This window comes from Maribellus sp. YY47, assembly GCF_023111095.1.
In the GTDB taxonomy this organism is placed as follows: Bacteria; Bacteroidota; Bacteroidia; order Bacteroidales; family Prolixibacteraceae; genus Draconibacterium.
The window spans coordinates 1-25,786 of the sequence record NZ_JALGYW010000030.1 but is presented as its reverse complement, the minus strand read 5'-3'; the positions used below and the strand labels follow the sequence as shown (position 1 = coordinate 25,786).

19 protein-coding genes are annotated in these 25,786 nt (G+C 40.5%); 13 read left to right on the top strand and 6 right to left on the bottom strand.

Annotated elements, in window-relative coordinates; translation table 11 throughout:
- Window positions 1-2: 2 nt before the first annotated feature.
- Complete coding sequence (locus MR764_RS18680; RefSeq protein WP_247980978.1) at window positions 3-620, bottom strand: helix-turn-helix domain-containing protein; 618 nt, start codon at window positions 618-620, stop codon at window positions 3-5.
- A gap of 374 nt (window positions 621-994) precedes the next feature.
- Window positions 995-2,389, bottom strand: a complete 1,395-nt coding sequence (mnmE, locus tag MR764_RS18675; RefSeq protein WP_247980977.1) for a tRNA uridine-5-carboxymethylaminomethyl(34) synthesis GTPase MnmE — start codon at window positions 2,387-2,389, stop codon at window positions 995-997.
- 143 nt (window positions 2,390-2,532) lie between these two features.
- On the opposite strand from mnmE, the gene glf reads away from it, so the two are divergent.
- From glf to MR764_RS18645, 6 genes are all read left to right on the top strand, one after another.
- Window positions 2,533-3,642: a UDP-galactopyranose mutase gene (glf, locus tag MR764_RS18670; RefSeq protein WP_282189251.1), complete on the top strand. Its 1,110-nt coding sequence runs from the start codon at window positions 2,533-2,535 to the stop codon at window positions 3,640-3,642.
- Between the two features lie 32 nt (window positions 3,643-3,674).
- Window positions 3,675-4,646 (top strand): hypothetical protein, encoded by a 972-nt coding sequence (locus MR764_RS18665; RefSeq protein WP_247980975.1) that lies wholly within the window; start codon window positions 3,675-3,677, stop codon window positions 4,644-4,646.
- Window positions 4,647-4,685: 39 nt separating this feature from the next.
- Window positions 4,686-5,423, top strand: coding sequence for an NAD-dependent deacylase (locus tag MR764_RS18660; RefSeq protein ID WP_247980974.1), 738 nt, complete (start codon window positions 4,686-4,688; stop codon window positions 5,421-5,423).
- Between the two features lie 169 nt (window positions 5,424-5,592).
- Complete coding sequence (gene fabG, locus MR764_RS18655; RefSeq protein WP_247980973.1) at window positions 5,593-6,339, top strand: 3-oxoacyl-[acyl-carrier-protein] reductase; 747 nt, start codon at window positions 5,593-5,595, stop codon at window positions 6,337-6,339.
- A gap of 308 nt (window positions 6,340-6,647) precedes the next feature.
- Window positions 6,648-7,532 carry a PfkB family carbohydrate kinase gene (locus MR764_RS18650; RefSeq protein ID WP_247980972.1) on the top strand — a complete coding sequence of 295 codons (885 nt, stop codon included), beginning with the start codon at window positions 6,648-6,650 and terminating at the stop codon, window positions 7,530-7,532.
- A 31-nt stretch (window positions 7,533-7,563) separates the two neighbouring features.
- A complete protein-coding gene (locus tag MR764_RS18645) occupies window positions 7,564-9,480 on the top strand; it encodes a SpoIIE family protein phosphatase (protein WP_247980971.1) in 1,917 nt (638 codons plus the stop codon).
- A 30-nt stretch (window positions 9,481-9,510) separates the two neighbouring features.
- On the opposite strand, the gene MR764_RS18640 is transcribed toward MR764_RS18645, so the two are convergent.
- The gene (locus MR764_RS18640; RefSeq protein WP_247980970.1) at window positions 9,511-12,033 is read right to left on the bottom strand and encodes an ATP-dependent Clp protease ATP-binding subunit; all 2,523 of its coding nucleotides are present in this window, start codon (window positions 12,031-12,033) and stop codon (window positions 9,511-9,513) included.
- A 269-nt stretch (window positions 12,034-12,302) separates the two neighbouring features.
- Here MR764_RS18640 and gyrA point away from each other — a divergent pair, with 269 nt between their 5' ends.
- The 3 genes from gyrA (at window position 12,303) to MR764_RS18625 (ending at window position 17,521) form a co-directional block, all read left to right on the top strand.
- Complete coding sequence (gene gyrA, locus MR764_RS18635) at window positions 12,303-14,813, top strand: DNA gyrase subunit A (protein ID WP_247980969.1); 2,511 nt, start codon at window positions 12,303-12,305, stop codon at window positions 14,811-14,813.
- An 87-nt stretch (window positions 14,814-14,900) separates the two neighbouring features.
- Window positions 14,901-16,076 (top strand): tetratricopeptide repeat protein, encoded by a 1,176-nt coding sequence (locus MR764_RS18630; RefSeq protein WP_247980968.1) that lies wholly within the window; start codon window positions 14,901-14,903, stop codon window positions 16,074-16,076.
- A 263-nt stretch (window positions 16,077-16,339) separates the two neighbouring features.
- Window positions 16,340-17,521, top strand: coding sequence for a tetratricopeptide repeat protein (locus tag MR764_RS18625; protein WP_247980967.1), 1,182 nt, complete (start codon window positions 16,340-16,342; stop codon window positions 17,519-17,521).
- Window positions 17,522-17,747: 226 nt separating this feature from the next.
- Here the strand turns inward: MR764_RS18625 and rny are convergent, their stop codons facing one another.
- The 3 genes from rny to MR764_RS18610 all read right to left on the bottom strand — a co-directional run bounded on the left by rny (window position 17,748) and on the right by MR764_RS18610 (window position 20,000).
- The gene (gene rny / locus MR764_RS18620) at window positions 17,748-19,307 is read right to left on the bottom strand and encodes a ribonuclease Y (RefSeq protein WP_247980966.1); all 1,560 of its coding nucleotides are present in this window, start codon (window positions 19,305-19,307) and stop codon (window positions 17,748-17,750) included.
- Between the two features lie 90 nt (window positions 19,308-19,397).
- Window positions 19,398-19,700 (bottom strand): cell division protein ZapA, encoded by a 303-nt coding sequence (locus MR764_RS18615; RefSeq protein WP_247980965.1) that lies wholly within the window; start codon window positions 19,698-19,700, stop codon window positions 19,398-19,400.
- A gap of 6 nt (window positions 19,701-19,706) precedes the next feature.
- The gene (locus MR764_RS18610; RefSeq protein ID WP_247980964.1) at window positions 19,707-20,000 is read right to left on the bottom strand and encodes a hypothetical protein; all 294 of its coding nucleotides are present in this window, start codon (window positions 19,998-20,000) and stop codon (window positions 19,707-19,709) included.
- Window positions 20,001-20,211: 211 nt separating this feature from the next.
- On the opposite strand from MR764_RS18610, the gene MR764_RS18605 reads away from it, so the two are divergent.
- The 4 genes from MR764_RS18605 to rplS all read left to right on the top strand — a co-directional run bounded on the left by MR764_RS18605 (window position 20,212) and on the right by rplS (window position 25,605).
- A complete protein-coding gene (locus MR764_RS18605) occupies window positions 20,212-21,909 on the top strand; it encodes a M23 family metallopeptidase (protein WP_247980963.1) in 1,698 nt (565 codons plus the stop codon).
- 122 nt (window positions 21,910-22,031) lie between these two features.
- Window positions 22,032-23,216 (top strand): aminotransferase class V-fold PLP-dependent enzyme, encoded by a 1,185-nt coding sequence (locus MR764_RS18600; protein WP_247980962.1) that lies wholly within the window; start codon window positions 22,032-22,034, stop codon window positions 23,214-23,216.
- A 124-nt stretch (window positions 23,217-23,340) separates the two neighbouring features.
- Window positions 23,341-25,029, top strand: a complete 1,689-nt coding sequence (locus tag MR764_RS18595) for a C69 family dipeptidase (RefSeq protein WP_247980961.1) — start codon at window positions 23,341-23,343, stop codon at window positions 25,027-25,029.
- A gap of 228 nt (window positions 25,030-25,257) precedes the next feature.
- Window positions 25,258-25,605: a 50S ribosomal protein L19 gene (rplS, locus tag MR764_RS18590; RefSeq protein ID WP_247980960.1), complete on the top strand. Its 348-nt coding sequence runs from the start codon at window positions 25,258-25,260 to the stop codon at window positions 25,603-25,605.
- The last annotated feature ends 181 nt before the right edge of the window (window positions 25,606-25,786 follow it).

The following is a 25,786-nucleotide window of genomic DNA, read 5'->3' as shown; positions in this document are numbered from 1 at the left end:
TGTTACTGTTTAATTATGAATAGTTCGTCAAAGTGCTGTTTGGAAATCTGTACAAACTTTCCTTTTCGCTCTTTAGGAATTGCGTTTTCATGAACCCGGTTATAAACCTGATCGCGTGATAGGTTATATTTTTCCTGTACCTCTTTTACTGTGTACCATTCGGTAATAGTTGAAACATCATCCCGCTTCTTTTTAAAGTAGCTATCAATATGCTTTTTTGAAACGTGAGTTTTGCCACCTATTTTGGTTTTCGGGATATTGTTTTCACGAATGATTTTAAAAACCCATGTAGTCCCAATGTTGTATTTTTCTTGAACTTCTTCAATGGTATAAAACTCTGTTATAGGTTTGCGTTCGGTAGGAGTGGGGCGTTCGTAGGCTTCGTTTTGCCTGAAAATACTTAGCAGATCTTCTTTTAAGAATAATACTTTGTTATTGCTGAAACGAGTTCCTTTTATTGTCCCGTCGTCTAACCATCTGTAAACGGTTCTTCTGCTTATGCCTAGAAATAAGGCTGTTTCTGATACGGTTAATGTGTCTTTGTCCTTTATTGAGGGTACTAGCTTTTGTTTTGTTTCCTTTGATTTCTTCGTTTCAGTATTCGACTGATTTATTTTCACTTGTCGCTTGTTTTGCTTGTAAGCTGCATTATTGCAAATTTTTGAGCAATACCGGGTTTTTGTGGTTTGGGCTGTAAACTCATTACCGCAATATTCGCAAATCCGTTGTATCGTAAAATTACTACTCATAATTTCGCCTTTTTTGTGTCAGAGTATGACATAGTGTGACATAGTGTGTCATAATGTGACAAGTATACACTATATAGGTACAAAAAATCCTCAATCTTTCGATGAGGTACAACGAAGGTACAAAAAGGAACAAAACAAGCAAGTAATATCACAAACATTTACGAATTGAAGAAGAATGAAAAGTTCTTAAAATATGGGTATATAGGAGTTTGTTGATTGTTTCGTATTTGCTTGTTTTGTGGTGGTTACTTTCCGATACAGAAATTCTTAAAGATATGCCCCAGTACTTCGTAATTGCTGATTTCACCGGTAATCTCTGATAGATAGTGCAAACATTCGCGAATATCCTGTGAAAGAAAATCCCCGGTAATTCCGGTATCCAAACCATCTAAAACACGCAGAATTGCTTCGTGGGCATGTTTTAGTATCTCATAATGCCGGGCGTTGGTAACAATTACATCCTGTTCAACGGTGTCGATGTTGATGGAACGGACCATGTGATCGATTAGCTCGTCCAGGTTTTCCTTTTGTTTGGCTGCAACAAAAACGATTTTCTCGTGATCAGCTAAATCCACAACTTCCAAAAGTTGCATGGTATCGCGAAGTCCCGAATCGATTTTATTGGCAACGATTATTAAGGTTTGTCCGGGTGAAATTCGCTCTCTGATTTTGTCAATCCGGCTTTTTACCAGCGGAAAAGGATTGTTGGTATCCACTACAAGTAAAACTACGGTTGCTTGTTCCAGCTTGCTGTAGCTTCTCTCAATTCCCAGATTCTCGATGTGATCGCTGGTTTCACGGATGCCCGCTGTATCAAAAAAGCGAAACGCGGTTCCGTGAATGTTTACTACATCTTCAATCACATCACGCGTAGTTCCGTGGATATCGGAAACAATCGCCTTGTCTTCGTTCAGTAAGGCATTTAGTAGGGTAGACTTACCAACATTTGTTTCTCCGACAATAGCTACAGGAATTCCATTTTTGATGGCATTCCCAAGTTGAAAGGAGTTTTTCAGTTTGCGAAGGAGGCGTTCTATTCTTTCGGTCAGATTGCGAAGTTCTCTTCTGTCGGCAAACTCCACATCTTCTTCGCTAAAGTCGAGCTCGAGTTCCACCATAGCTGTAAAATGCAAAAGTTGTTCGCGCAAAGCGCCAATTTCTTTAGAAAAGCCACCACGCATTTGGTTGATGGCAAGTTTGTGGGCCGCAGCATTCGACGAGGCGATTACATCGGCAACGGCTTCCGCCTGCGAAAGGTCCATTTTTCCATTCAAAAATGCACGTTGTGTAAACTCGCCAGGCAAAGCCATGCGGGCTCCGTTGCCAATCAATACTTCCAGAATTTTTTGCTGAATAAACGTTGATCCGTGGCAGGAGATTTCCACAATATCTTCTCCCGTAAAAGAGTGCGGTGCTTTGAACAAGGCAACAACAACTTCATCAATAATTTCCTGTTCGTTAATAAACTGACCGAAATGAAGCGTATTGGGAAGTTGCTCAGCTAGCTTTTTATTCTTATTTGGGCTGCGAAACGATTTATCAGCAATAGCGATGGCTTCACTTCCCGAGAGTCGGATTACCGCAATGGCTCCCATTCCCGGCGAAGTAGAAATGGCACATATGGTGGATTGATCAAGCATGAATTATTCTAAAAATGTTGGCACAAATATATGGATAATAAAAGTGTTCGGGCGTTGTTGATATATGTTGTCATAATTTATAGTTTTTAATCTAGTAATTTCCTGCCTCATTTATTACATTTGAAACCTCAATATAAAATAAAATGCCTAAATGCACTTATGATTTCCTAATTGTTGGAGCTGGATTATTCGGATCTGTTTTTGCTGCAGAAATGAAGAAAAGAGGAAAAAAATGTTTGGTAATTGATAAACGAAAACATGTTGCCGGAAACATTTACACCGAAAAACGAGAGGATATAAATGTTCATGTTTATGGAGCCCATGTTTTTCATACCAGCAATAAACGAGTTTGGGATTACGTAAACAACTTGGTGGAGTTTAACCGATACACGAATTCACCGGTAGCCAATTATAAAGGTCGGCTTTATAATCTTCCCTTTAACATGAATACTTTTTACCAGTTATGGGGAGTATGTACGCCCGAACAAGCTAAGCACAAAATTGCAGAACAACGAAATGCCTATAAACACATTCAAAACCCTAAAAACCTGGAAGAACAGGCCCTGGTTTTGGGCGGTAAAGACATTTACGAGAAACTGATAAAAGGATATACCGAAAAACAGTGGGGGCGGCCTGCGACACAAATTCCGGCTTTTATTATCCGCAGACTTCCTTTTCGTTTCACCTTTGACAATAACTATTTTAACGATTTATATCAGGGAATTCCGATTGGTGGTTACACTAATTTAGTGAAGAAACTGTTGGAAGGAATAGAAGTTAGAACAGAGGTTAATTATTTTGAGGAAAGGACGAATCTGCATGCACTAGCAGATAAAGTTGTATTTACCGGAAAAATTGATGAGTTTTTTGATTATCAGTTTGGAAAATTGGAATACAGAAGTCTGCATTTTGAGCATGAAGTACTGCAAACTGAAAATTTTCAGGGGAATGCAGTTGTTAATTATACAGAAAGAGAAGTGCCGTTTACACGTATATTAGAGCACAAACATTTTGAATTCGGACAACAGGATAAAACTATCATTACACGAGAATATCCACATGAATTCTCACAAGATAAAGAACCTTATTATCCAATAAACGATGCGAAGAATCAAGCTATATATGAAATGTATTTAAAATTGTCAAAAGAGAATAACAATATAATTTTTGGTGGCCGTTTAGCAGAGTACAAGTACTACGACATGCACCAGGTAATTGAAAAAGCCTTAGACAAAGCACAACAAGTTATTTAATAAAATATATAGCTCGACAAAACACTATTTTTATGAAACTAACATCTAACTCGAAAATTTATATTGCCTGTAAGCCGCAGGTTGCTAGCGGAGGTCCTGAGCTTCTTCATCAGTTAGTAGCCAAATTAAATCAATCAGGGCATAATGCCCGAATGTTTTATTTGAAGAAAATGAATGATCCTATTCATCCCAATTATAAAAAATACATCAGTGATTATGTGTTTGAAATTGAGGATGATGCAAGCAATGTGCTTATCGTGCCAGAGACACGTACATTTGAGTTATATAAATACCGAAACATTCAAAAGATTATTTGGTGGCAAAGTGTAGATAACTATTATATATCGAGAAATCGGTTTAAAAACCGGGTATTTGCAGCTTTAGGAATAAAGAAGTTTTTTAAGATTGAAAATCCAAAGTATCACAACGGAATTACCGATCACCTGGTACAATCGAAATATGCCGAGATTCACCTAAAAAGAAACAATATTGAAAGGTGTTCATACCTCACAGATTACATTCGAGAAGATTTTATTTCAAAATCAAAAGCAATATCAGCCGAAGAGAAAGAAAATATTGTGCTTTACAACCCACGAAAAGGCAAGGAATTCACCAAAAAAATTATTGATTCTCACCCCGAAATTAAATGGGTTCCGCTAATAAATCTAACGCCTGCGCAGGTAGCTGATCGAATTGCCTCTGCCAAAGTTTATATCGATTTTGGCAATCATCCCGGAAGAGACCGTTTCCCACGCGAAGCAGCTGTTCTGCATAATTGTGTAGTAACCGGAAAACTTGGAGCGGCAGAAAATGCGGTGGATATTCCGATTGATGATGAGTTTAAATTCGAGGATGACGAACGGTTAATTAAACAAATTGGAAATAAAATCAAAGAATGCATTGATAATTACGATGTTAAGATAAAACAATTCGAACCGTACCGGAAATCGATTGAAAAGCAGGAAAAAATTTTTGAAGAAGAAATTAGAAATTTTTTCTCCTAATGACGACATTTAAATATATTTATTGAAATTCATTGGGTCATGGACTTGCTTCTGAAAGAATCAGCTAAAATAATTAAGAAATCAAACTACACAATTGCTTTTACTGGTGCCGGAATATCGGTCGAGAGCGGGGTGCCGCCGTTCAGGGGGGAACACGGTTTGTGGAACAAATACAATCCGGAAGTGCTGGATTTGGGGTATTACCTCGATCACGCGGATGAATGCTGGGTGTACATCCGGGAAATATTCTACGATTTTTTTGCCGATGCAAAACCCAATCCTGCTCATTTGGTTTTGGCCGAAATGGAACAGAAAGGGCTTTTACAGGCCGTTATTACGCAAAATATTGATAACCTGCATTACGAAGCGGGAAATAAAATGGTGCATGAGTTTCATGGCAATTCGAAAAAGTTGAAATGTTTGAAATGCGAAGCCGTGTACGACGTGAGTGAAGTGGATTTAAAGTCGCTGCCGCCCAAATGCAAAAACGACGGTGAAATACTGAAACCTGATTTCATCTTTTTTGGGGAAGGAATTCCTCACGAGGCATATTCCAATTCATTTGCAGCCGCTGAAAAAGCCGAGGTCTGTTTAATTATCGGATCTACAGGAGAAGTAACTCCGGCTTCGTATGTGCCCCGAATTGCCAAACAGAGCGGCGCAACCATTATTGAGATTAATCCCGAGGAATCGAGTTTTACGTCGCAGATCACCGACATTCATTTAAAAGGAAAAGCATCGGAGGTTATGACGAAACTGGCAGCCGAGTTGTTTTGAACTTTTCAACCAATGGTTTGAAGTTTAATCGGCATTCCGGATTTGTTGCCAGTAAAACAACATATTAATTAGGCTGCGTTTCTTTTCCGATGAAGAAAAATTATATTTGCCTCGCAGTTTTTACCTGCAAATGTTGTTATACGAATAACAGAACAAAACATATTTTAAAATGAAACTACTTGAAGGAAAGACCGCGATTGTTACCGGCGCTTCACGCGGAATCGGAAAAGCAATTGCCGTAAAATTTGCACAAGAAGGTTGTAACATTGCCTTCACTGATCTTTTTGAAGACGAAAATATGAAAGCAACTGAAGCTGAATTAAAAGCTTTGGGGGTGGAGGCAAAAGGTTATGCTTCGGATGCCAGCAAGTTTGACGATACAGACAGAGTGGTGAACCAGATTGTAAGCGATTTCGGAAGAATTGATGTATTGGTGAACAACGCCGGAATTACAAAAGATACGCTGTTGATGCGAATGACAGAAGAACAGTGGGATGCGGTAATTAACGTGAACCTTAAATCGGTATTCAATTTCACAAAAGCTGCTCAAAAAACCATGTTGAAGCAACGCAGCGGCTCCATTGTAAATTTAAGTTCTGTAGTAGGTGTTAGTGGAAATGCCGGCCAGTCCAACTATTCTGCATCAAAAGCGGGTATTATTGGTTTTACCAAATCTATAGCGCGCGAACTGGGCTCAAGAGGAATTCGTTCGAATGCCATCGCACCTGGTTTTATCATTACCGAAATGACCGGCAAAATACCGGAAGAAGCCCGCAAGGCATGGGAAGAATCAATCCCGATGAAACGTGGCGGAACACCGGAAGAAGTGGCCGGAGTTGCTACTTTCCTGGCTTCTGATCTTTCGTCGTATGTTAGCGGACAGGTGATCACTGTTTGCGGTGCGATGAATACCTAATCAGGCTGTCACGAACAGGAAGTTGATTTCAGACTACAACTTCTTGGAAAAATATTTTAGCTGTCAGATATTCTCTGGCAGCTTTTCTTTTTTTCAGGAAGTCAATTTTTGAAAATATCCAATTCTCAATTTTGAATGTAAAATATCCAACAAAATCCGGAAAGTTGGATATTGGGAATTCCACAACGGATATTCTGCTTTAAAAATTAGTACCGGATAGGAGTATACATCTTTGCTTTCATTTCTGTTGGTAATTTCTTGATCTCAAGAATGTTTCATAAGAATGAAGGCAGTTTAATTTCGAACGGATGAAATTCAGAGGACTTTTTGTTGGCTTAACAACGATCGACATTCAGTATTTTGTGGATGTGTTTCCCGGGGCTAACAAAAAAGTGAAAACCGGTAGCCCCGAAATAATGGTTGGTGGCCCGGCAGCAAATGCGGCCGTTGCTTTTTCGGCGTTGAATAAGGGCGTATATTTTATTAGCGCAGCAGGGAAGCATGGTTTTTCTGATTTTATAACACAGGATTTTCAGAATCATAATTTGGAATTCATTGATCTTTTAGATGATAAAAGCTATCAGCCGGTTATTGCATCGGTAGTTACTGCAGAGAATGGCGACCGGAATATTTTTACGCATCATCCCAAAACGATTCATCCTTGTATTGCGCCGAAACAAATCCTGGATGAAATAAAGCCGGAAATAATACTGTTGGATGGTTTTTATCCGGAGTTCAGTGTTGCTTTGGCCAGGGAAGCAAAACAACGTAAAATTCCTGTAGTGCTCGATTGCGGTAGCTGGAAGCCACAGTTTCAGGAACTTCTTTCGTTAGCTGATATTGCCATTTGTTCTTCCGATTTTTATCCGCCCTTGTGTTCATCGGTTAACGAAGTGTTTAATTTTCTCGAAAAATGCGGAATTGGCGCATTTGCAATTTCCCGGGGAGCCGAAAGTATTTTGGTCAGCCATGCTGGTAACAAAGGAGAAATTGCGGTTGATAATATTATTTCGGTTGATACGCTTGGAGCCGGTGATATTTTACATGGGGCATTTTGTTATTACTATCTTTTTGAACATCAGTTTAATCTTGCTTTGACGAAAGCAGCAAAGCTTGCGTCCTTCAGCTGTAAATATCGGGGAACCCGAGAATGGCTTTCTGATTTGGATGTTTATCTAACAAAAAATAACTAAATTGTAATTTGGAAGATGAAAATCAGTTACCATGTTAGATAAATCGTTGGCGTATCGCTTAAGCATTTATATATCCCTTGCGGTTGTAACCGTGTTTATTGCCTTTATTGTGATTTACTTTCTTTTCAATATGAAAATAATTGAAGAGAATATTGATAATAAGGCGATTAGTGCCAGTGCTGAAGTTATGACTGATATAAAAAAGTATGTGATTACGACCAAAGAATTGACGCAGAATGTGGCTGATCAGGTTATTTTTTATGATCAAAAAGATTATGTACAACCATTTATCGATCACTTGTTAAGAAAGTATCCGTTTATTAATGCCTTTCACATCAATATCGACTCATCATTAAATCTTAGATATCATAATTATTTCAGTTACCGGGAGAATGATTCCACCTATTTTTATCAGGGAAATGAAAGGTTTAGGAATTGTGTCAGTGAGCATACAAATTATAAAATGCTGATTGACGGGAAAAAGCAAAACTGGTCGGAACCGATTCTTTGCAAACGCAACAATCATGTTGTTGTGTCTTATTATACGCCAATTTTCTCAACCGTAAACAATAAAACCACCGAAGTAGGCGAAATTGTTTGTGAGTTGTCCTTACTCGAATTGAACGAGTCCATCAATAAGATAAAAATAGGAAAGAACGGCTATTCCATTTTGATGTCGAAAGACGGAACCTATATTGCGCATCCGAAAAAAGAATGGATACTTCAACGCAATGTAAAGGATCTTCCCCCGGAAGTTTACAAGGAAAGAAAAATTAAATATGACGATTTTCTGAGTAACAATAATTCAGGATCAGTGATTGCCTATCCCGAAATATTGAATTATGAAAAAAGCTTTGTTTACTATTCGCGGATGGAAGAAAACGGTTGGATACTTTTGCTGGTTATTCCTTATAAAGAACTGTTTGAACCCCTGTATGTGCCCATTTTAAAGATGCTTTTCTTCTCGGTTCTGGGAATCCTGGTAATCTATATCCTTGTTACTTATATTTCGAATAAACAAATTCAACCACTTAGCAGCCTCACTTCCCAGTTAACAAAGTTTACCAATATTTCGAGTAATTCTTATGCCGGCGAGGAATCGATGAACGAAATTAAACAGGTTGCCGACAGTTTAAACCTTATGAAATTAGGCTACGAACAGTATCTGCTTCGGATTTCGAAAGAAGAAAAACGTAACAAGGCACAACAAGCCGATTTGATGCAGGCCGCTGAAATTCAAAAGAGTTTAATAAAGGTTGATTTTCCTGCGTTTCCCAAAATTCCGGAGATTGATTTATTTGCTTCGTACAATCCGGCAAAAATCGTTAGTGGCGATTTGTTTGATTATTTTTTTAAAGACGAAGAGCATCTGGTGTTAACGATGGGAGATGTGTCGGGGAAAGGAGTTCCTGCTGCTTTGTTTATGAGCGTTGCTCAAACGGTAATAAAGACGATCGCTTCTGATTTGTCGATTAAAAGAAGTTCTGAACTTGTATACCGGATCAATAGTGAACTGCATTCAAACAATATGCATCAGTTTTTTCTGACCTTATTTCTTGGAGTATTGAACATTCGCACGGGTAAACTTGTGTATTGCAATGCAGCGCATAATTCCACCTATATCATAAAAGCCAGTGGTACGATCGATGTGGTATCTGATTCGCATGGATTGCCGTTGGGATTGTATCGCGATAAGGCTTATCGCGAGGGGCGTTATCAATTGGAAAAGGGAGACACCATTATCTTATATACTGATGGAGTTACAGAGCTTCATGATACGAATAATCTTTTATATGGACATGAACGACTGAAAGAAAATCTGAGAAGCCTGGTAGGACTCGAACCTCAGGAAATGGTAACGCGAATCGAAAAAAGCCTGCGTCAGTTTGCAGGAGATGCCGAGCAGAGTGATGATATCAGTATACTGGCGTTTCGATATAACGGATAAAATAAAAGGCCGGTAATCCGGCCTTTTATTTTATTCTTTCAATGCTTTATTATTCGATAATATCCGCATCTGTAAGCGGTCTTTCTTTTTGTCGTAGCCAACCGAAATGGTATCGCCGTCGGTGATCGAAGCTTTGATAATAATCTCCGCCATTTCATCTTCCAGGTATTTCTGAATCGCTCTTTTTAACGGACGCGCTCCAAATTGCGGGTCATATCCTTTTTCTGCGATAAAGTCTTTAGCTGCAGGTGAAATCTTCAATTTGTAATTCAACGCTTCAACTCGCTTGTACAAACCATCAATTTCGATGTCGATAATTTGATGAATGTGTTTTTTCTCGAGTTGATTAAACATGATTACGTCATCAATACGGTTGAGGAACTCAGGCGCAAAAGCTTTTTTCAAGGCCTTTTGTACGATGTATTTTGCATGCTCGTTTTCCTGTTCCGGTGTTTGGTTGGTTGCAAAACCAACACCTCTCCCAAACTCTTTCAACTGGCGCGAACCGATATTGGAAGTCATAATGACAATCGTATTTTTGAAATCGATGTTACGTCCCAAACTATCGGTAAGTCTTCCTTCGTCCAATAACTGAAGCAGTAAATGGAATACATCGGGATGTGCTTTCTCGATTTCGTCGAGCAATACTACCGAATACGGTTTTCTTCTGACTTTCTCTGTTAATTGTCCGCCTTCTTCGTAACCAACATATCCGGGAGGAGCACCAACCAATCTCGATACGGCAAATTTTTCCATGTACTCACTCATGTCAACCCGAATGAGCGAATCAAGTGAATCAAAAAGATAGGTTGCCAGAACTTTTGCCAGCTGGGTTTTACCTACACCGGTAGGGCCTAAGAAAATGAACGAACCAATCGGGCGGTTGGGATCTTTCAAGCCGGCACGGTTGCGCTGTATCGCTTTTACAATTTTTTCTATCGCTTCGTCCTGGCCAATGACTTTCCCTTTCAGGTCATGACCCATGCTCATTAATCGTTTCCCTTCGGCCTGTGCAATACGCTGAACGGGAACTCCGGACATCATGGCAACTACTTCGGCCACCTTGTGCTCGTCTACGATTTCACGATGATTGATCAGCTCTTTTTCCCAACGTTCTTTTTCCTGATCAAGCAAAGTCAACAGGTTTTTCTCTTTATCCCTGAAATTGGCAGCCAGTTCAAAATTTTGACTTTTAACTGCAGCAATCTTTTCTTCCTTGGTCTTTTCGATTTTTTCCTCCAGCTTAACGATCTTTTCGGGTACGTTTATATTTGAAATATGAACGCGTGATCCGGCTTCATCCAAAGCATCGATGGCTTTGTCAGGAAGATACCGATCGGTAATGTAGCGGGCCGTGAGTTTTACACAGCTATCGATCGCTTCTTTGGTATAAATTACGTTGTGGTGATCTTCGTACCGCTGCTTAATATTGTTGAGAATTTCAATTGTTTCATCAATAGAAGTAGGATCGACCATAACCTTCTGGAACCTTCTTTCCAGCGCTCCGTCTTTTTCGATCTGCTGACGGTATTCGTCAAGCGTAGTTGCACCAATACATTGAATGTCGCCTCGTGCCAGTGCCGGTTTTAACATGTTGGCGGCATCAAGCGAACCGGTAGCTCCACCTGCACCAACAATGGTATGAATCTCGTCGATAAACAGGATTACGTTATTAACTTTAGCCAGTTCATTCAAGATGGCTTTCATTCTTTCCTCAAACTGTCCGCGGTATTTTGTTCCGGCAACAATCGAAGCTATATCCAGACTAACAACACGTTTGTCAAATAAAATCCGGGAAACCTTTTTGCCGATGATCCTGAGCGCCAGTCCCTCTGCAATGGCCGACTTCCCGACACCCGGTTCTCCAATCAATATGGGATTGTTCTTTTTCCTCCGGCTTAATATCTGGGGCAGACGTTCAATTTCTTTTTCCCGCCCCACAATTGGATCCAGACTGCCTTCTTCTGCCAGCTTGGTAATGTCGATTCCAAAATTGTCGAGCACAGGCGTGTCTGATTTTGCTCCGGCGCCTTTTTTACCGGATTGCGGTCCCGATGGATTTTTGGCAAATCCTTCCGGTCCTTCGTCCTCGCCTTCCGGAAAATCCGACTTTGCTTCCGGATATTTGTAATCCTGAAGTTGCGATTTAACCATGTAATAATTAACTCCCATCTCTATTAATAGTTGAGTTACCAAACAATTACTGTCTTTCAGAATAGCCAGCAAAAGATGCCCACTGTTGGCAGTGACACTTTTAAATGAGCGGGCTTCGAGATAAATCAGTTTCAACGTTTTTTCGGTGGATTTAAGCATAACAATGTCTGCTTTCCCATTTATTTCTTTATCTGTTCTGATTTTCTTTTCAACAAGTTGCTTGATCTCTGCCAGATCGATACCCAGGTTTTCCAGAATATCAGTGGCAGTGCCTTCACCATCTCTTAGAATTCCAAGAAAAAGGTGCTCTTGTCCAATGTAATCATTTCCCAAACGGATAGCTTCTTCCCGGCTGTAACCTATTATGTCCTTTATCCTTGGTGAAAATTGTGAATCCATATAATTATTCTGTGTTTTACTTCGTTTCAACAAATTCTGTTCCCAAAAGGTTGAAAGCCTAAATTACTCAAAAATTCAAAGGCGATGTTACCGAAATGGCAGAAGTTATTAAATCCTCTGGTTTAATGTATGAATTTATGACAGTTGCGTTGTTGATATCTTCTGTTTTTTGGTTTCGGAAAAGGCACAACTGCAGACCCTAAAAACCAATGATTTTACTATTTTTGTGGGTCTTTTAAAAATGATAATAAGGAAAAAAAGGAGATATAATGTCAGAAGGAGAAAAGATTATCAGAATAAACATTGAGGAGCAGATGAAGTCTGCTTACATCGATTATTCAATGTCTGTGATTGTATCCCGTGCATTGCCTGATGTGCGAGATGGTTTTAAACCGGTGCACCGCCGTGTTTTGTTCGGGATGCACGAATTAGGAACTTTGTCAAACAGGCCGTATAAGAAGTCTGCTAGAATTGTAGGGGAGGTGCTTGGTAAGTATCACCCACACGGAGACTCATCAGTATATTTTACCATGGTGCGTATGGCCCAGAACTGGTCATTGCGTTATCCGCTGGTTGACGGACAGGGAAACTTTGGATCGGTAGACGGCGACAGCCCTGCGGCGATGCGTTATACCGAGGCAAGAATGTCCAGAATTGCAGAAGAAACATTGGCCGACCTGGAAAAAAACACGGTTGATTTCCAGCCCAACTTTGATGAATCGCTGAGTGAACCGAAAGTATTACCAACAAAAATCCCGCAACTGTTAATCAACGGAGCGTCGGGTATTGCAGTAGGTATGGCCACCAATATGCCGCCCCATAACCTGAGCGACACGATAGATGCGACAATTGCCTATATCGACAACCGCGACATCACCATCGATGAGTTGGTCGAAATTATTAAAGCGCCTGACTTTCCAACCGGAGGTATCATTTACGGATATCAGGGCGTAAAAGATGCTTATGAAACCGGTCGTGGTCGTATTATTGTTCGCGGTAAGGCGCATATTGAAAATGAAGGAGGTCGCGAGAAAATTGTGGTGACCGAAATTCCTTACATGGTGAACCGGGCCGAAATGATTCAAAAAACGGCTGATCTGGTAAACGATAAAAAGATCGAAGGCATCTCGAATGTTAACGACGAGTCGGACAGAGAAGGAATGCGTGTGGTTTACGACCTGAAACGTGATGCAATGAGCAACGTAGTGTTAAATAAACTCTACAAATATACGCAGTTGCAAACCAGTTTCAGTGTAAATAACATTGCTTTGGTTCACGGTCGTCCCAAAACGCTGAATCTGAAGGAACTGATCGTTCACTTTGTCGATCACCGTCACGAGGTAGTTACCCGGCGTACTCAATACGAACTGGAACAGGCCGAAAAACGCGCGCATATCCTCGAAGGACTAATTATTGCAAGCGACAACATCGACGAAGTGATTGCCATTATTCGTAGTTCTTCAACACCGGAAGAAGCACGTATCCGATTGATGGAACGTTTCGAGTTAAGCGAAATTCAGTCTCGTGCGATCGTTGAAATGCGACTGCGTCAGTTAACAGGTCTGGAACAAGACAAGTTGCATAAAGAGTACGAAGAGATAATGGCTCAGATCGAATACCTGAAAAAGGTTTTGGCTGATATAAATATGAGGATGGATATCATCAAGGAAGAGCTGAGGGAAATGAAACAAAAGTATGGCGATGATCGTCGTACCGAGGTAATTCCAAATGCTGAAGAATTCAATCCTGAAGATTTTTATGCCGATGAAGATATGGTGATCACCATTTCTCACCTGGGATACATTAAGCGTACTCCTCTTACTGAGTTCCGTACACAGGGAAGAGGAGGGATTGGTTCAAAAGGAAGTACTACCCGCGATGAAGATTTCCTTGAACATCTTTTTATTGCATCGATGCACAATACGCTCTTACTGTTTACCGCAAAAGGAAAGTGTTATTGGTTGAAGGTTTACCAGATTCCGGAAGGGACAAGAGCTTCTAAAGGACGTGCCATCCAGAATATTCTGAACATTGAGCCCGATGATAAAGTGTTGACATTTATTAATGTGAAGACACTTACCGACCAGGAATTCATCAATAATAATTATATCATTTTAGCAACCAAGAAGGGGATTATCAAGAAAACTACGCTGGAAGCTTATTCCCGCCCACGTCAGAACGGTGTAAACGCAATTACTATTAAAGACGGTGACCAGTTGCTTGAAGCTCGATTGACAAACGGCAGCAGCGAAATGATGCTGGCGGTTCGTTCAGGTAAAGCCATCCGTTTCAACGAAAGCATTGTTAGGCCAATCGGAAGAACTGCCTCAGGAGTACGTGGTGTAAGCCTTGGTAGCGATAGTGATGAAGTGATTGGTATGATTTGTGTACAGGATGAGAACGAAGATATCCTGGTAATATCCGAAAACGGATACGGAAAACGTTCTAAAATTGATGATTACAGGGTAACAAACAGAGGTGGAAAAGGAGTAAAAACCATCAATGTTACCGAGAAAACAGGCGAGCTGATTGCCATTAAAAATGTTTCAGACCAAAATGACCTGATGATCATTACCCAAAACGGTATTACTATTCGCGTTGCTGTGAGTTCGATCTCTGTGTTGGGTAGAGCAACGCAGGGCGTTCGGGTAATTAACTTAAGAGGTGATGACAGGATTGCTTCTGTGGCACGTGTTGCGGTCGACGAAACCAATGGAAATGGTGATGAAGATGCCGGAGAATCAATTGAAAATGAAGACAATAACCTGGATCAGGAATAGTTTTTGATTCTTAAAGCATAAACTTGCTTAAACAGTGAAAACATCTATTTTTAAGAAATATTTAAGTAACAACAAAATTCTGAAGTGATGAAAAAAACAATTATTCTACTTGCCTTGGTACTTTCTGTTTCAGGAGCATTTGCTCAGAAAGGCAAAGTGACAAGTGCACAGACCTTTAAAGATAGCGGTAAATTGGACAAAGCGCTGGAGGCTATTAACCAGGCAATAGATCCATCGGACGAAAAGACGGAGAAATCTATTCCATGGCCAAAAACATGGGAAGTACGTGGTGAAATCTACCAGGCAATTGCTCAAAGTAAAGATGCAAATATTAAAAAGCTCGCTGATGATCCGTTGGCGATAGCTTTGGAGTCGTATAAAAAGGCTTTGTCGTTGGATGAAAAAGGAAAAGCGAGTAACGGTGTAAAAATCAAATTAACATTGTTAACTAACGACCTTACCAATCAGGCTGTTGAGCAGTTTGGTGCAAATGACTATGAAGGCGCATTAAAGTCGTTCGAACAGATTCTGGAAGTTCAGAACCTCGATATCGTTAAAGCTGATAATCCGGATGCCATTGACACTGTTATCATTTTCAATGCAGGGTTGGCAGCCTACAATGCTAAAAACTTTGATAAAGCCGTTAAGTACTATGGCGAAGTGGCTCAATACGGTTATAACGGGGCAAAAACCTACAGTTTAATTACCGATTCATACATGCAAATGCAGGATACTGTAAACGCGTTAAAAACAGTTCAGGAAGGATTTTTGAAATATCCTGAAGACAACACTATTTTGACGACCATGGTTGACCTGTACATGAAAATGAATAAAAACGAAGAGGCTTTGAAATACCTTGAAATGGCTATTGAACAGGATCCGTCGAATGTAACTTACTATTTTGCAAAAGGCGCTTTGCTTGAAAAATTTGGTCAGGAAGAAAAAGCAGTTGACGCTTATATGAAAGCGACAGAGGTTGATGCAAGTTTCTTTAATGCCTATTACAACTTAGGTGCCTTGTATTACAACAAAGGAGTAAAACAAATTGAGGTAGCAAATGCTGTTCCTGCCAACGATAATGCCAAGTACCAGGAGGAGTTAAAAAAAGCAGATGTTTGGTTCGAAAAAGCGCTTCCTTACATGGAAAAATGCCAGGAGTTAAATGCTGAAGACATCAATACGCTGGAATCGTTGAAAAACTTATACTACAGAATGAAAGCGATGGATAAATACAATGCTGTTCTTGAGAAATTAGGTCAGTAAGAATTATCCCAATAAAGATTTAGGAAAACCGCTCCGGATAGGGGCGGTTTTTTTATGCTTTGAACTTTGCGAAAATTTGATAAAGAAACTGTTCAGACAAGCTGTTGTCAATGGCAGTGAGCGTTCTGGCGGAGATTCAATTTGAAATGAAGAAGATAATTTGGATCCTGAGTAATTTATTGATTTCCAAGGCATGTGTTTGCTTTAAAACTAATAATATCTATTTTTAAGTAACTTTTAAGCATCAAAAAAATACTTATGTTATGAAAAAATCACTTATCCTACTGGCCTTGATATTATATTTTTCCAGTGCTTTTGCACAAAAGGGAAAAGTAACAAGTGCCCAAACCCTTAAAGATGGCGGCAAATTGGATAAAGCGCTGGAAGCGATTGATGAAGCGCTTGATCCCTCAAACGAAAAGGCGGAGAACTCTATTTCATGGCCAAAAACCTGGGAGGTTCGTGGTGAAATTTATCAGGCAATTGCCCAGAGTAAGGATCCTGCCATTAAGAAACTGGCCGACGATCCGTTAACAACTGCTCTGGAATCGTATAAAAAAGCATTGGAGCTTGATGACAAAGGAAAGAGTAGTAACAGTGTTAAAATAAAATTGACGCTGTTGACCAACGACCTGCAGACTAAAGCTTATGAGCAATATAGCGGTAAAGATTATAAAGGAGCATTAAAGTCGTTTGAGCAGATATTGGATATTCAAAATATTGATATTGTAAAAGCAGACAATCCAGAGGCCATTGATACAACTGTTATCTATAACGCAGGTTTGGTTGCGTATTTTGGTGAAAATTTTGAAAAAGCGGTTAAATATTATTCAGAGGCGGCAAAGTATGATTATAACGGCGCAAAAACTTACGGTTTGATAGCCGATTCATACATGCAGATGCAGGACACGGTGAACGCTTTAAAAACAGTTCAGGAAGGATTTGTGAAATATCCTGATGACAACGATATTTTAACGGCTATGGTTGAGTTGTACATGAAACTTGGGAAAAACGAAGATGCTTTAAAATACCTCGAAATGGCGATTGCTCAAGATCCTACAAATGTAAGATTATACTTTGCTAAAGGCGCGCTGTTGGAAAAATTCAAAGAAGAAAGCAAAGCAGTCGATGCATACCTTAAAGCTGCAGAGGTCGATCCAACTTTTTTTAATGCCTACTATAACCTCGGCGCATTGTATTTCAACAGGGGGGTAAATCAATTCCAGATTGCAACAGATGTTCCGGCGGGCGACAATGTTAAATACGAGGCAGAAATGAAGAAGGGTGATGAATGGCTCAAAAAGGCCTTGCCTTATTTCGAAAAATGCAACGAGCTTAATCCCGACGAAGTTGGTACGCTTGAATCATTAAAACAGATTTATTATCGTAGTGGAGAGATGGATAAATACAATGCAATTCTTCAAAAACTAGGGCAAAAAGAATAATAGCTATTGTGAAAGCCGTTCTGTAAGGAATGGCTTTTTTGGGCTTGCTCCAAAGCGCCAAAATTGAACGAAGCCTTTTGTCTTTTCCAATTTCTTTTCAACGAAAATTTTAGCCAATAAGATAAATAATTAGAAGGCGTTGAAAACGACAATATTCTCTTGGAATGATACAAAAAAGCCTCCTGTCAAACGACAGGAGGCTTTGCTATCTCAATTTTCCTTTTTTTTATTTTGCGTAGCTCACAGCGCGTGTTTCGCGAATTACTGTGATCTTGATCTGTCCCGGATAAGTCATCTCGTCCTGGATACGTTTTGAGATATCGTACGAGAGCTGTTCGGTTTCCTGGTCGTTCATCTTGTCGGCGCCAACAATTACGCGCAACTCGCGACCTGCCTGAATTGCATAGGTTTTCATTACTCCCGGATAAGAAAGCGCCAGATCTTCCAGATCCTTCAGTCGTTTGATGTACGATTCCACCACTTCGCGACGAGCTCCCGGACGGGCACCTGAAATCGCGTCGCAAACCTGAACGATAGGAGCGAGAAGGCTCTGCATTTCCACTTCGTCGTGGTGTGCACCAATTGCATTGGCAATATCCGGTTTTTCCTTGTATTTCTCCGCCAGCTTCATCCCCAGCACCGCGTGTGGCAATTCCGGTTCATCATCCGGTACTTTACCAATGTCGTGAAGTAAACCGGCACGTTTTGCTTTTTTCGGGTTCAATCCTAACTCTGATGCCATAATTGCACTCAGGTTAGCTACTTCGCGCGAGTGCTGCAACAGGTTCTGTCCGTAGGATGAGCGGTATTTCATTTTACCGATCAAACGAATCAATTCCGGGTGTAACCCGTGGATTCCAAGGTCGATAGCCGTACGTTTTCCGGTTTCGATTACTTCTTCTTCCACTTGTTTTTTCACTTTCTGAACCACTTCCTCGATACGTGCCGGGTGAATACGTCCGTCGGTTACCAACTGGTGTAAAGCCAGACGGGCAATTTCACGGCGTACCGGATCAAATGCAGAAAGAACAATCGCTTCAGGAGTATCGTCCACAACAATTTCAACACCGGTTGCAGCTTCCAGGGCCCGAATGTTGCGGCCTTCACGACCGATAATTCGTCCTTTGATTTCGTCGCTTTCGATGTGGAAAATTGTCACTGAATTTTCGATAGCTGTTTCAGTCGCCACACGCTGGATGGATTTCACCACAATCTTTTTCGCCTCTTTGTTGGCGGTTTGTTTGGCTTCTTCCATTATCTCGTTGATGTAGGCCACTGCATCCGATTTGGCTTCTTCTTTGAGCGATTCTACCAACTGCGATTTTGCATCTTCTGCCGACAGTCCCGAAACCTGTTCCAGTTTTTCGAGTGTTTGCTTGTGGATTTTTTCCAGCTCTTCGCTTTTGTGTTCTACCCTTTGTAACTGGGCATTCAGATTTTCACGAATAACTTCTATCTCCCTTTTTTCGGTTTCAAAATCCTTAACTTTTTTGTTGATTTCATCACGACGCTGATTTAAGGTATTCTCGCGTTGCTTGTGCTTGTTTTCAAGATTTGCAAGGGTTGAATTTTTTTCGTTGATGTATTTCTCGTGTTCCGATTTTAATTGAAGGAATTTTTCCTTGGCCTGTAAAATCTTATCTTTTTTGATCACTTCCGCTTCGGCCATGCCTTCAGCAATGATCTTCCGTTTCTTCGCTTTTAGGGCTTTGTTCCATGCGAAGTAGGCTAATCCGCCACCTCCAACAAATCCTACAGCTACTGCAAATATTAAATTTATATCCATGAACTGTTAATTTTAATACTAAAAAACCCGTACAGAACCTTTTCTATTGTGAAAAGGGCCAATACGGGCTTTGATAAATACTTTATATTTCTATTTCCTATTCTGCTCTTTCAAGAAATCAGAAACGTCGTCATTTAAATCTTTAATATCATCGATGAATTGAGAATAATCCTGGCGTTCCTGTAAATTACTGTAATTCAGTGCGGCCTGAAAAGCAGTCATCGCCATTATATCTTGTTGGTCGTTGTGCTGAAACCGTTTTCGAAATTCGGCAATGGTTTCGTTCACAAATTTTGCAGCTTTTCGATATCTCTCTTCATCTTTCCGATTGATGGTCAACGGATAATTCCTTCCATCAATCTTAATATTTATTCTAAAGTCGTTCTCTTTCACAATACATTACCTGTTTAGTAATGCGATACATTTATCAATTTCCCGTATCAATAAGTTAATTTTCTGTTTTGCCTCCCCGTTTTCCTGCTTTCCGGATAACAATTGGTTGGCAATTTTCAGTTGCTCGTTTTTTCGACCGATTTCCAACTTTTCATGCTCTAGTTCTCCGATTTTGTCTTGGAGTTTCGAAATTTCGCTGTGCAACAATTGGTTTTCATTTTCCAAATGTTTGAAATTGCTAAATAATTGCTGCACATTCGTTTTTAATTCTTTTAGAAGCAAACGATCTTCTTCGGTCATTTTAGCTGCATTTCAAAGGCAAAGTTAACTTTTTTTCAATATTAAGAAAGTAAAACTACCTGTTTGGAGGTAAATAATGCTAACACCTCTGTGTTAATGAGATAAATGCACTGAACAGTAACAATCTGCTAATAAAATGGCTAGTGCACCTTTGTTTCGCAAAAGGCACATGCGAAAAAAGTTAAATTTGTACGCCAACTAAATAATTTCGATGAAAGCAATATTACTGATTTTCGCGGTTCTGTCTGGTTTTGGAATAAGTGCGCAGGAAAAATATTTTAGCGATCCGTTAAAAATACCCCTGTTGTTGAGTGGCAGTTTTGCTGAACTGCGAGCCAATCATTTCCACTCCGGAATCGATATTAAAACAAATGGCGGAACCGGTTTGCCAGTTTATGCTGTGGCCGATGGATATATTTCGCGTATTTCTGTTTCTCCTTCAGGATTTGGGAACGCACTTTACATCGTTCACCCCAATGGCACTACATCGGTTTACGGCCACCTGGAGCGTTTCTCTCCCGCAATAAAAAAATATGTAACCGACCAACAATACGAACAACTTTCGTTTCGGGTCGACTTACAAGTGCCGTCGTTTTTATTTCCTGTAAAAAGAGGAGACGAAATCGCTAAAAGCGGGAATAGCGGCAGTTCGGGCGGACCACATTTGCACTTTGAGATTCGGGATACAAAATCAGAAGAACCTTTAAATCCGCTCGATTACGGATTTTCGGTAGCGGATAATACTCCTCCGAAATTGTATTCGTTGCTGGTGGTTCCGCTTTCCGATACTTCTCACGTGAATTATCAGCCCGTTTCGGCCAGTTATCCGGTGGTTTTTGTTGAAGGAAAATACCATGTGAAAGGCGATCCGGTAATTCCGGTTTATGGGCCGGTGGGTTTTGCCATTGAGGCCAACGATTATCTGGATGGAAGTTACAATAAATGCGGCATAAATAAACTCAGTCTTTCGGTTGACGGAATGACGAGCTTTGCCTTTCTGCTCGATCGCTTTTCGTTTGATCATTCGCGATACATAAATAGTCACATCGTGTACGGCGAATATATTGAATCGGGGAGGCGCTTTATCAAAACCTGGGTTGATCCCGGAAATCAATTGCCTATATATACGTATGATTTTTCGAACGGAGTTTTAGCTGAAAAAAGCGGTCGCCACAGTATTCGGATGGAACTTTCAGATTCGTATGGAAATTCTTCTTCGTTGCAGTTTAATGTGGAAGTAAAATTCAAAAAAGTGAACTCGGCGATTCCTGCAGAAGCCCTTGTAATGAAATACAACAAGGAGAATTCGTTCAAATCAGGCAATTGTGAATTGGAAATACCAAAGGGGGCGCTTTATTCCGATTTCGAATTTACTTACCGTGAAGAACCAACTACTTTGGCTTTTTATTCTGACTTTCACAAATTAGCGGACAATAAAATTCCGCTTCATGTTCCGGCTGAAATAAAAATTAAGGCACGCAACCTTCCTGTGGAACTCGAACAGAAAGCACTGATCGTTAGCTTGAATTCAAAAAGCGGACAACCATCGGCGGTTGGCGGCAGCTTTAAAAACGGATGTGTAGAAGGCAGTATTCGTAGCCTGGGAGTATATGCCGTTATGGTTGATACCATTCCTCCGGTAATTAAGTCACTTAGCATTGCCGGTGGCAGTTTAACTGAATCGCCACGCGTTCGTTTCAAAATCAGTGACGATCTTTCCGGCATAAAAAGCATCGAAGGTAAACTGGATGGAAAATGGGCTTTGTTTGAATACGATGCCAAAAGCAATCTGATCACTCATTATTTTGATAAATCACGTTTTGAATTTGGGAAACAGCACGAATTGGTGTTGGAAGTTGTTGATTATGCCGAAAATGTTTCGGTTTATAAAGCCGGTTTCTGGAAGTAAACCTAGCCGTTATTTTTTAAAATTCAGAAAAGTTCGTTTTTCGGAAACTTAAAAACAGATTTTCGTCATTATTAATGGCTCTGAATCCACCTAACTTCGGGGAAAACTAATTTACCTGAGTTATGAAATCAGATCCTGCAAAGAGAATTTACGACGTTCAGCAATTTGGCGAGTTTGGCGGTGTCAATCCATCCATAACCGATTCTTCTACCTATACTTTTTTGGAAGGCGAAACCATGGAAGAAACTTTCCAGGGACATATGGAAGGCTGTTTTTTGTATTCGCGGCACTGGAATCCCAGTAATAAATATTTGGCAGATGCTTTGGCTGCGATGGAAAAAACCGAATCGGCCTGGGTAACCTCTTCCGGAATGGCGGCCATAACCTGTTCCTTACTTCAGTTGTGCCACTCGGGCGATCACATTGTAACCAGTGTTACGACTTACGGAGGAACTTATGCCTTTCTGAAAAACTGGTTGCCGAAATACAACATCGAAGTAAGTTTTGTTGACATTACCAACCTCGAACAGGTGAAAAATGCCATAAAATTCAATACAAAAGTCATCTACACCGAAACAGTCACCAATCCATTGCTTCAGGTTTCTGATATTCCGGAGTTGGCCAAAATTGCCCATGAAGCCGGAGCAAAACTGATGGTAGACAATACTTTTACTCCCATGATATTTTCACCTGCAGAGCTGGGAGCCGATTTTGTCGTTTACAGCATGACCAAGTTTATCAACGGAAAAAACGATTGCGTGGCCGGAGCCATTTGCGGTTCGAAAGAATTTATCAATCAGCTTTCGAATGTAAACGACGGAACGGCCATGTTGCTGGGCCCCGTGCTCGATCCTTTGCGCTCGTCAGGCATTTTGAAAAATATTCATACCCTTCATCTTCGGATGAAACAGCACAGTTCCAATGCATTGTACGTAGCACTGGAGCTGGAAAAAACAGGTTTGTCGTTGAAATATCCCGGACTGCAAAGTCATCCGCAACACGAACTTCACACCCGTTTAATGAACAGTCAGTTTGGTTACGGTGGTATACTTGCGATTGACTTTGGAACCGAGAAAAACGCGAACCAGATCATGTATAAAATGCAACAGGAAAACGTAGGTTACCTGGCCGTTTCGCTGGGATACTTCAGAACTTTGTTCAGCTGTTCCGGTCATAGTACCTCTTCCGAAATCCCGCCAGAAGTGCAACATGAAATGGGTCTGTCTGACGGATTGGTAAGACTCTCAATCGGACTGGATAACAACATCGAAGAAGTGGTTGAGAAAATAAAAAGATGCATCAACTAAAGGATTTGCTTGCGTGTTTTTTAATTCGAAAAGTAAAGGTAAATTTCCCGGTATGTAAAATATCATAAGTAGGGAAGTTGATTTCATTATCTTTGTCTCTTTCGCAACATAAATAGTAGTAATAATGAAGAAAATTTCAATGATAGGAATGCTAATATTTGCATTTCTGATTATTAACCAGCAGGTATCAAACGGGTGTACCAATTTTTTAATTACTAAAGGTGCTTCAGTCGACGGATCGGTAATGATCACATACGCAGCCGATTCGCATACTTTGTATGGTGAGTTGTATTATCAGCCGGCAGAAGATCATCCTGAAGGCGCCATGCGTAAAATTTACGAGTGGGACACCGGTACATATCTGGGAGAGATTCGGCAACCGGCACATACCTACAGTGTGATTGGCAACATGAATGAGTTTCAGTTGGCCATTGGCGAAACAACTTTTGGCGGCCGACCGGAACTGGGAAGTCAGGCAGGCGCAATTATGGATTACGGCAGTTTGATTTATGTGGCGTTACAGCGCGCCAAAACGGCTCGCGAAGCCATCGGGGTGATGACTGATCTTGTAGAAGAGTATGGTTATTACAGTTCCGGTGAATCGTTTTCCATTTCTGATCCGAACGAAGCCTGGATACTGGAACTGATCGGTAAAGGAGAAGGTGAAAAAGGTGCGGTTTGGGTAGCCATGCGTATTCCTGACGGATACATCAGTGGCCATGCCAACCAGGCACGTATCACTACTTTCCCGCTCGATGATAAGGAAAATTGTCTTTATGCCAAAGATGTAATTTCTTTTGCCCGTGAGAAAGGATGGTTTGATGGAGCCAACAAAGACTTCAGTTTTTCTGATGTGTATGCTCCGGTTGATTTTGGCGGCGCTCGTTTTTGTGACGCGCGCGTTTGGGCCGGTTTTAACAAAGTAGCTTCGGGAATGGAAAAATATACCGAATATGCCAAGGGAATAGTTGAACACGGTGGACAGCACAATTTCCCTTCAAACCGTATTCCGTTGTGGGTGAAACCGGATAAAAAATTGACAGTTCAGGATGTAATGGGAATGATGCGTGATCATTTTGAAGGAACAGAACTGGATATGACACAGGATCTTGGTGCAGGGCCTTACAAACTGCCTTACCGATGGAGAGGATTAACCTGGGAAGTGGATTCCGTTGAATATTGTAACGAAAGAGCCATTTCAACTCAGCAAACCGGTTTTTCATTTGTTGCCCAGAGCCGTAGATGGTTACCCGATCCGATTGGTGGAATTCTTTGGTTTGGTGTTGATGATGCCTACAGCACCTGTTATGCACCAATGTATTGCGGAATTACTGAAATTCCCGAATGCTTTGCGGTAGGAAACGGAGACTTGCTGACTTTCAGTGAAAGTTCTGCGTTCTGGACGTTTAGCCAGGTGGCAAATTACGCCTATCTGCGTTACGACGATATGATCAAAGATATTCAGAAAGTTCAGAACGAACTGGAAACGAAATTTGTAAACTATGTTCAGGTGATTGACAAAGCAGCTGAAACCTTATACACATCAAAAGGTGATGCGGAAGCCCGTCGTTTTATTTCAGAGTTCTCGGTAAACGAGGCCAATAATATGACCACCCGTTGGAAAGAACTTCGGAATTACCTGGTGGTAAAATACACCGATGGAAACATTAAGAAAGAAAAAGACGGTGAATTTTTACGTACCGAAACCGGTATGCCGGCTTCTCCTATTTTTGCCGGTTACCCTGAGTGGTGGTACAAAGCCATCGTGAATGCAACAGGCGATCATTTTAAAGTTTTGGGGCCAAGTCATTAATTGTTCGTGCTAAAATAGATAAGAAAAAGGCCTCGGTTTTGAGGCCTTTTTTTGTATCTTGAAGTATATTGTGTTTTTATGTCTGAATATCAGTTCTCTAAAAATGGATTTTGACATAAAAATATGTTTGTTGAAATAAAAAGAAATACTATTTTTGCAGCCGATTTAATGCAATCTCTGGTTCGTGTTTGAACGAATTACATTGCCAACTTATAAAAAATACAAGAAATGGATTTAATTAGAGCAGTAGAAAAAGAATTTGCAGTAGCTACGGAGCATCCAAAGTTTGGTGCAGGGGATACTATTACCGTAAGTTACAAGATCGCTGAAGGTGGTAAAGAAAGGATTCAGAATTTCCGTGGTGTGGTTATTCAGATTCGCGGAAGAGAGACTACCAAAACTTTCACCATTCGCAAAATGTCAGGAAACATTGGCGTCGAAAGAATTTTCCCCTTGTTCTCTCCGTTCATCGATTCAATTGAAGTGAACAAACGCGGTAGCGTTCGTCGTAAAAGAATTTTCTATTTACGCAGCCTTACCGGTAAAAAAGCCCGTATCAAAGAAAAAAGATTCTAACGGTAGTAAGATATTTAAAAAAGGCCTCTGGTTCAGAGGCCTTTTTTTTGCTTTAAATGTCTCGTCCTGAAATAGCGTTACACAAAAAGTAGCGTTATGAAAGAAATCAATCATTCACAGTACGTTAAGCGTACACAGAAGGACTATTCGATGTCCTTTAAATTGCAAGTTGTCACTGAGA

What these genes read in the sequence shown, in the direction of transcription:
- rny (WP_247980966.1), bottom strand. Translation starts at nt 19,307, where the DNA reads ATGGATATAAATTTAATATTTGCAGTAGCTGTAGGATTTGTTGGAGGT.
- MR764_RS18660 (WP_247980974.1), top strand. Translation starts at nt 4,686, where the DNA reads ATGGACTTGCTTCTGAAAGAATCAGCTAAAATAATTAAGAAATCAAAC.
- mnmE (WP_247980977.1), bottom strand. Translation starts at nt 2,389, where the DNA reads ATGCTTGATCAATCCACCATATGTGCCATTTCTACTTCGCCGGGAATG.
- MR764_RS18605 (WP_247980963.1), top strand. Translation starts at nt 20,212, where the DNA reads ATGAAAGCAATATTACTGATTTTCGCGGTTCTGTCTGGTTTTGGAATA.
- glf (WP_282189251.1), top strand. Translation starts at nt 2,533, where the DNA reads ATGCCTAAATGCACTTATGATTTCCTAATTGTTGGAGCTGGATTATTC.
- MR764_RS18625 (WP_247980967.1), top strand. Translation starts at nt 16,340, where the DNA reads ATGAAAAAATCACTTATCCTACTGGCCTTGATATTATATTTTTCCAGT.
- MR764_RS18665 (WP_247980975.1), top strand. Translation starts at nt 3,675, where the DNA reads ATGAAACTAACATCTAACTCGAAAATTTATATTGCCTGTAAGCCGCAG.
- gyrA (WP_247980969.1), top strand. Translation starts at nt 12,303, where the DNA reads ATGTCAGAAGGAGAAAAGATTATCAGAATAAACATTGAGGAGCAGATG.
- MR764_RS18610 (WP_247980964.1), bottom strand. Translation starts at nt 20,000, where the DNA reads ATGACCGAAGAAGATCGTTTGCTTCTAAAAGAATTAAAAACGAATGTG.
- MR764_RS18630 (WP_247980968.1), top strand. Translation starts at nt 14,901, where the DNA reads ATGAAAAAAACAATTATTCTACTTGCCTTGGTACTTTCTGTTTCAGGA.
- MR764_RS18600 (WP_247980962.1), top strand. Translation starts at nt 22,032, where the DNA reads ATGAAATCAGATCCTGCAAAGAGAATTTACGACGTTCAGCAATTTGGC.
- MR764_RS18640 (WP_247980970.1), bottom strand. Translation starts at nt 12,033, where the DNA reads ATGGATTCACAATTTTCACCAAGGATAAAGGACATAATAGGTTACAGC.
- MR764_RS18595 (WP_247980961.1), top strand. Translation starts at nt 23,341, where the DNA reads ATGAAGAAAATTTCAATGATAGGAATGCTAATATTTGCATTTCTGATT.
- rplS (WP_247980960.1), top strand. Translation starts at nt 25,258, where the DNA reads ATGGATTTAATTAGAGCAGTAGAAAAAGAATTTGCAGTAGCTACGGAG.
- MR764_RS18650 (WP_247980972.1), top strand. Translation starts at nt 6,648, where the DNA reads ATGAAATTCAGAGGACTTTTTGTTGGCTTAACAACGATCGACATTCAG.
- fabG (WP_247980973.1), top strand. Translation starts at nt 5,593, where the DNA reads ATGAAACTACTTGAAGGAAAGACCGCGATTGTTACCGGCGCTTCACGC.
- MR764_RS18645 (WP_247980971.1), top strand. Translation starts at nt 7,564, where the DNA reads ATGTTAGATAAATCGTTGGCGTATCGCTTAAGCATTTATATATCCCTT.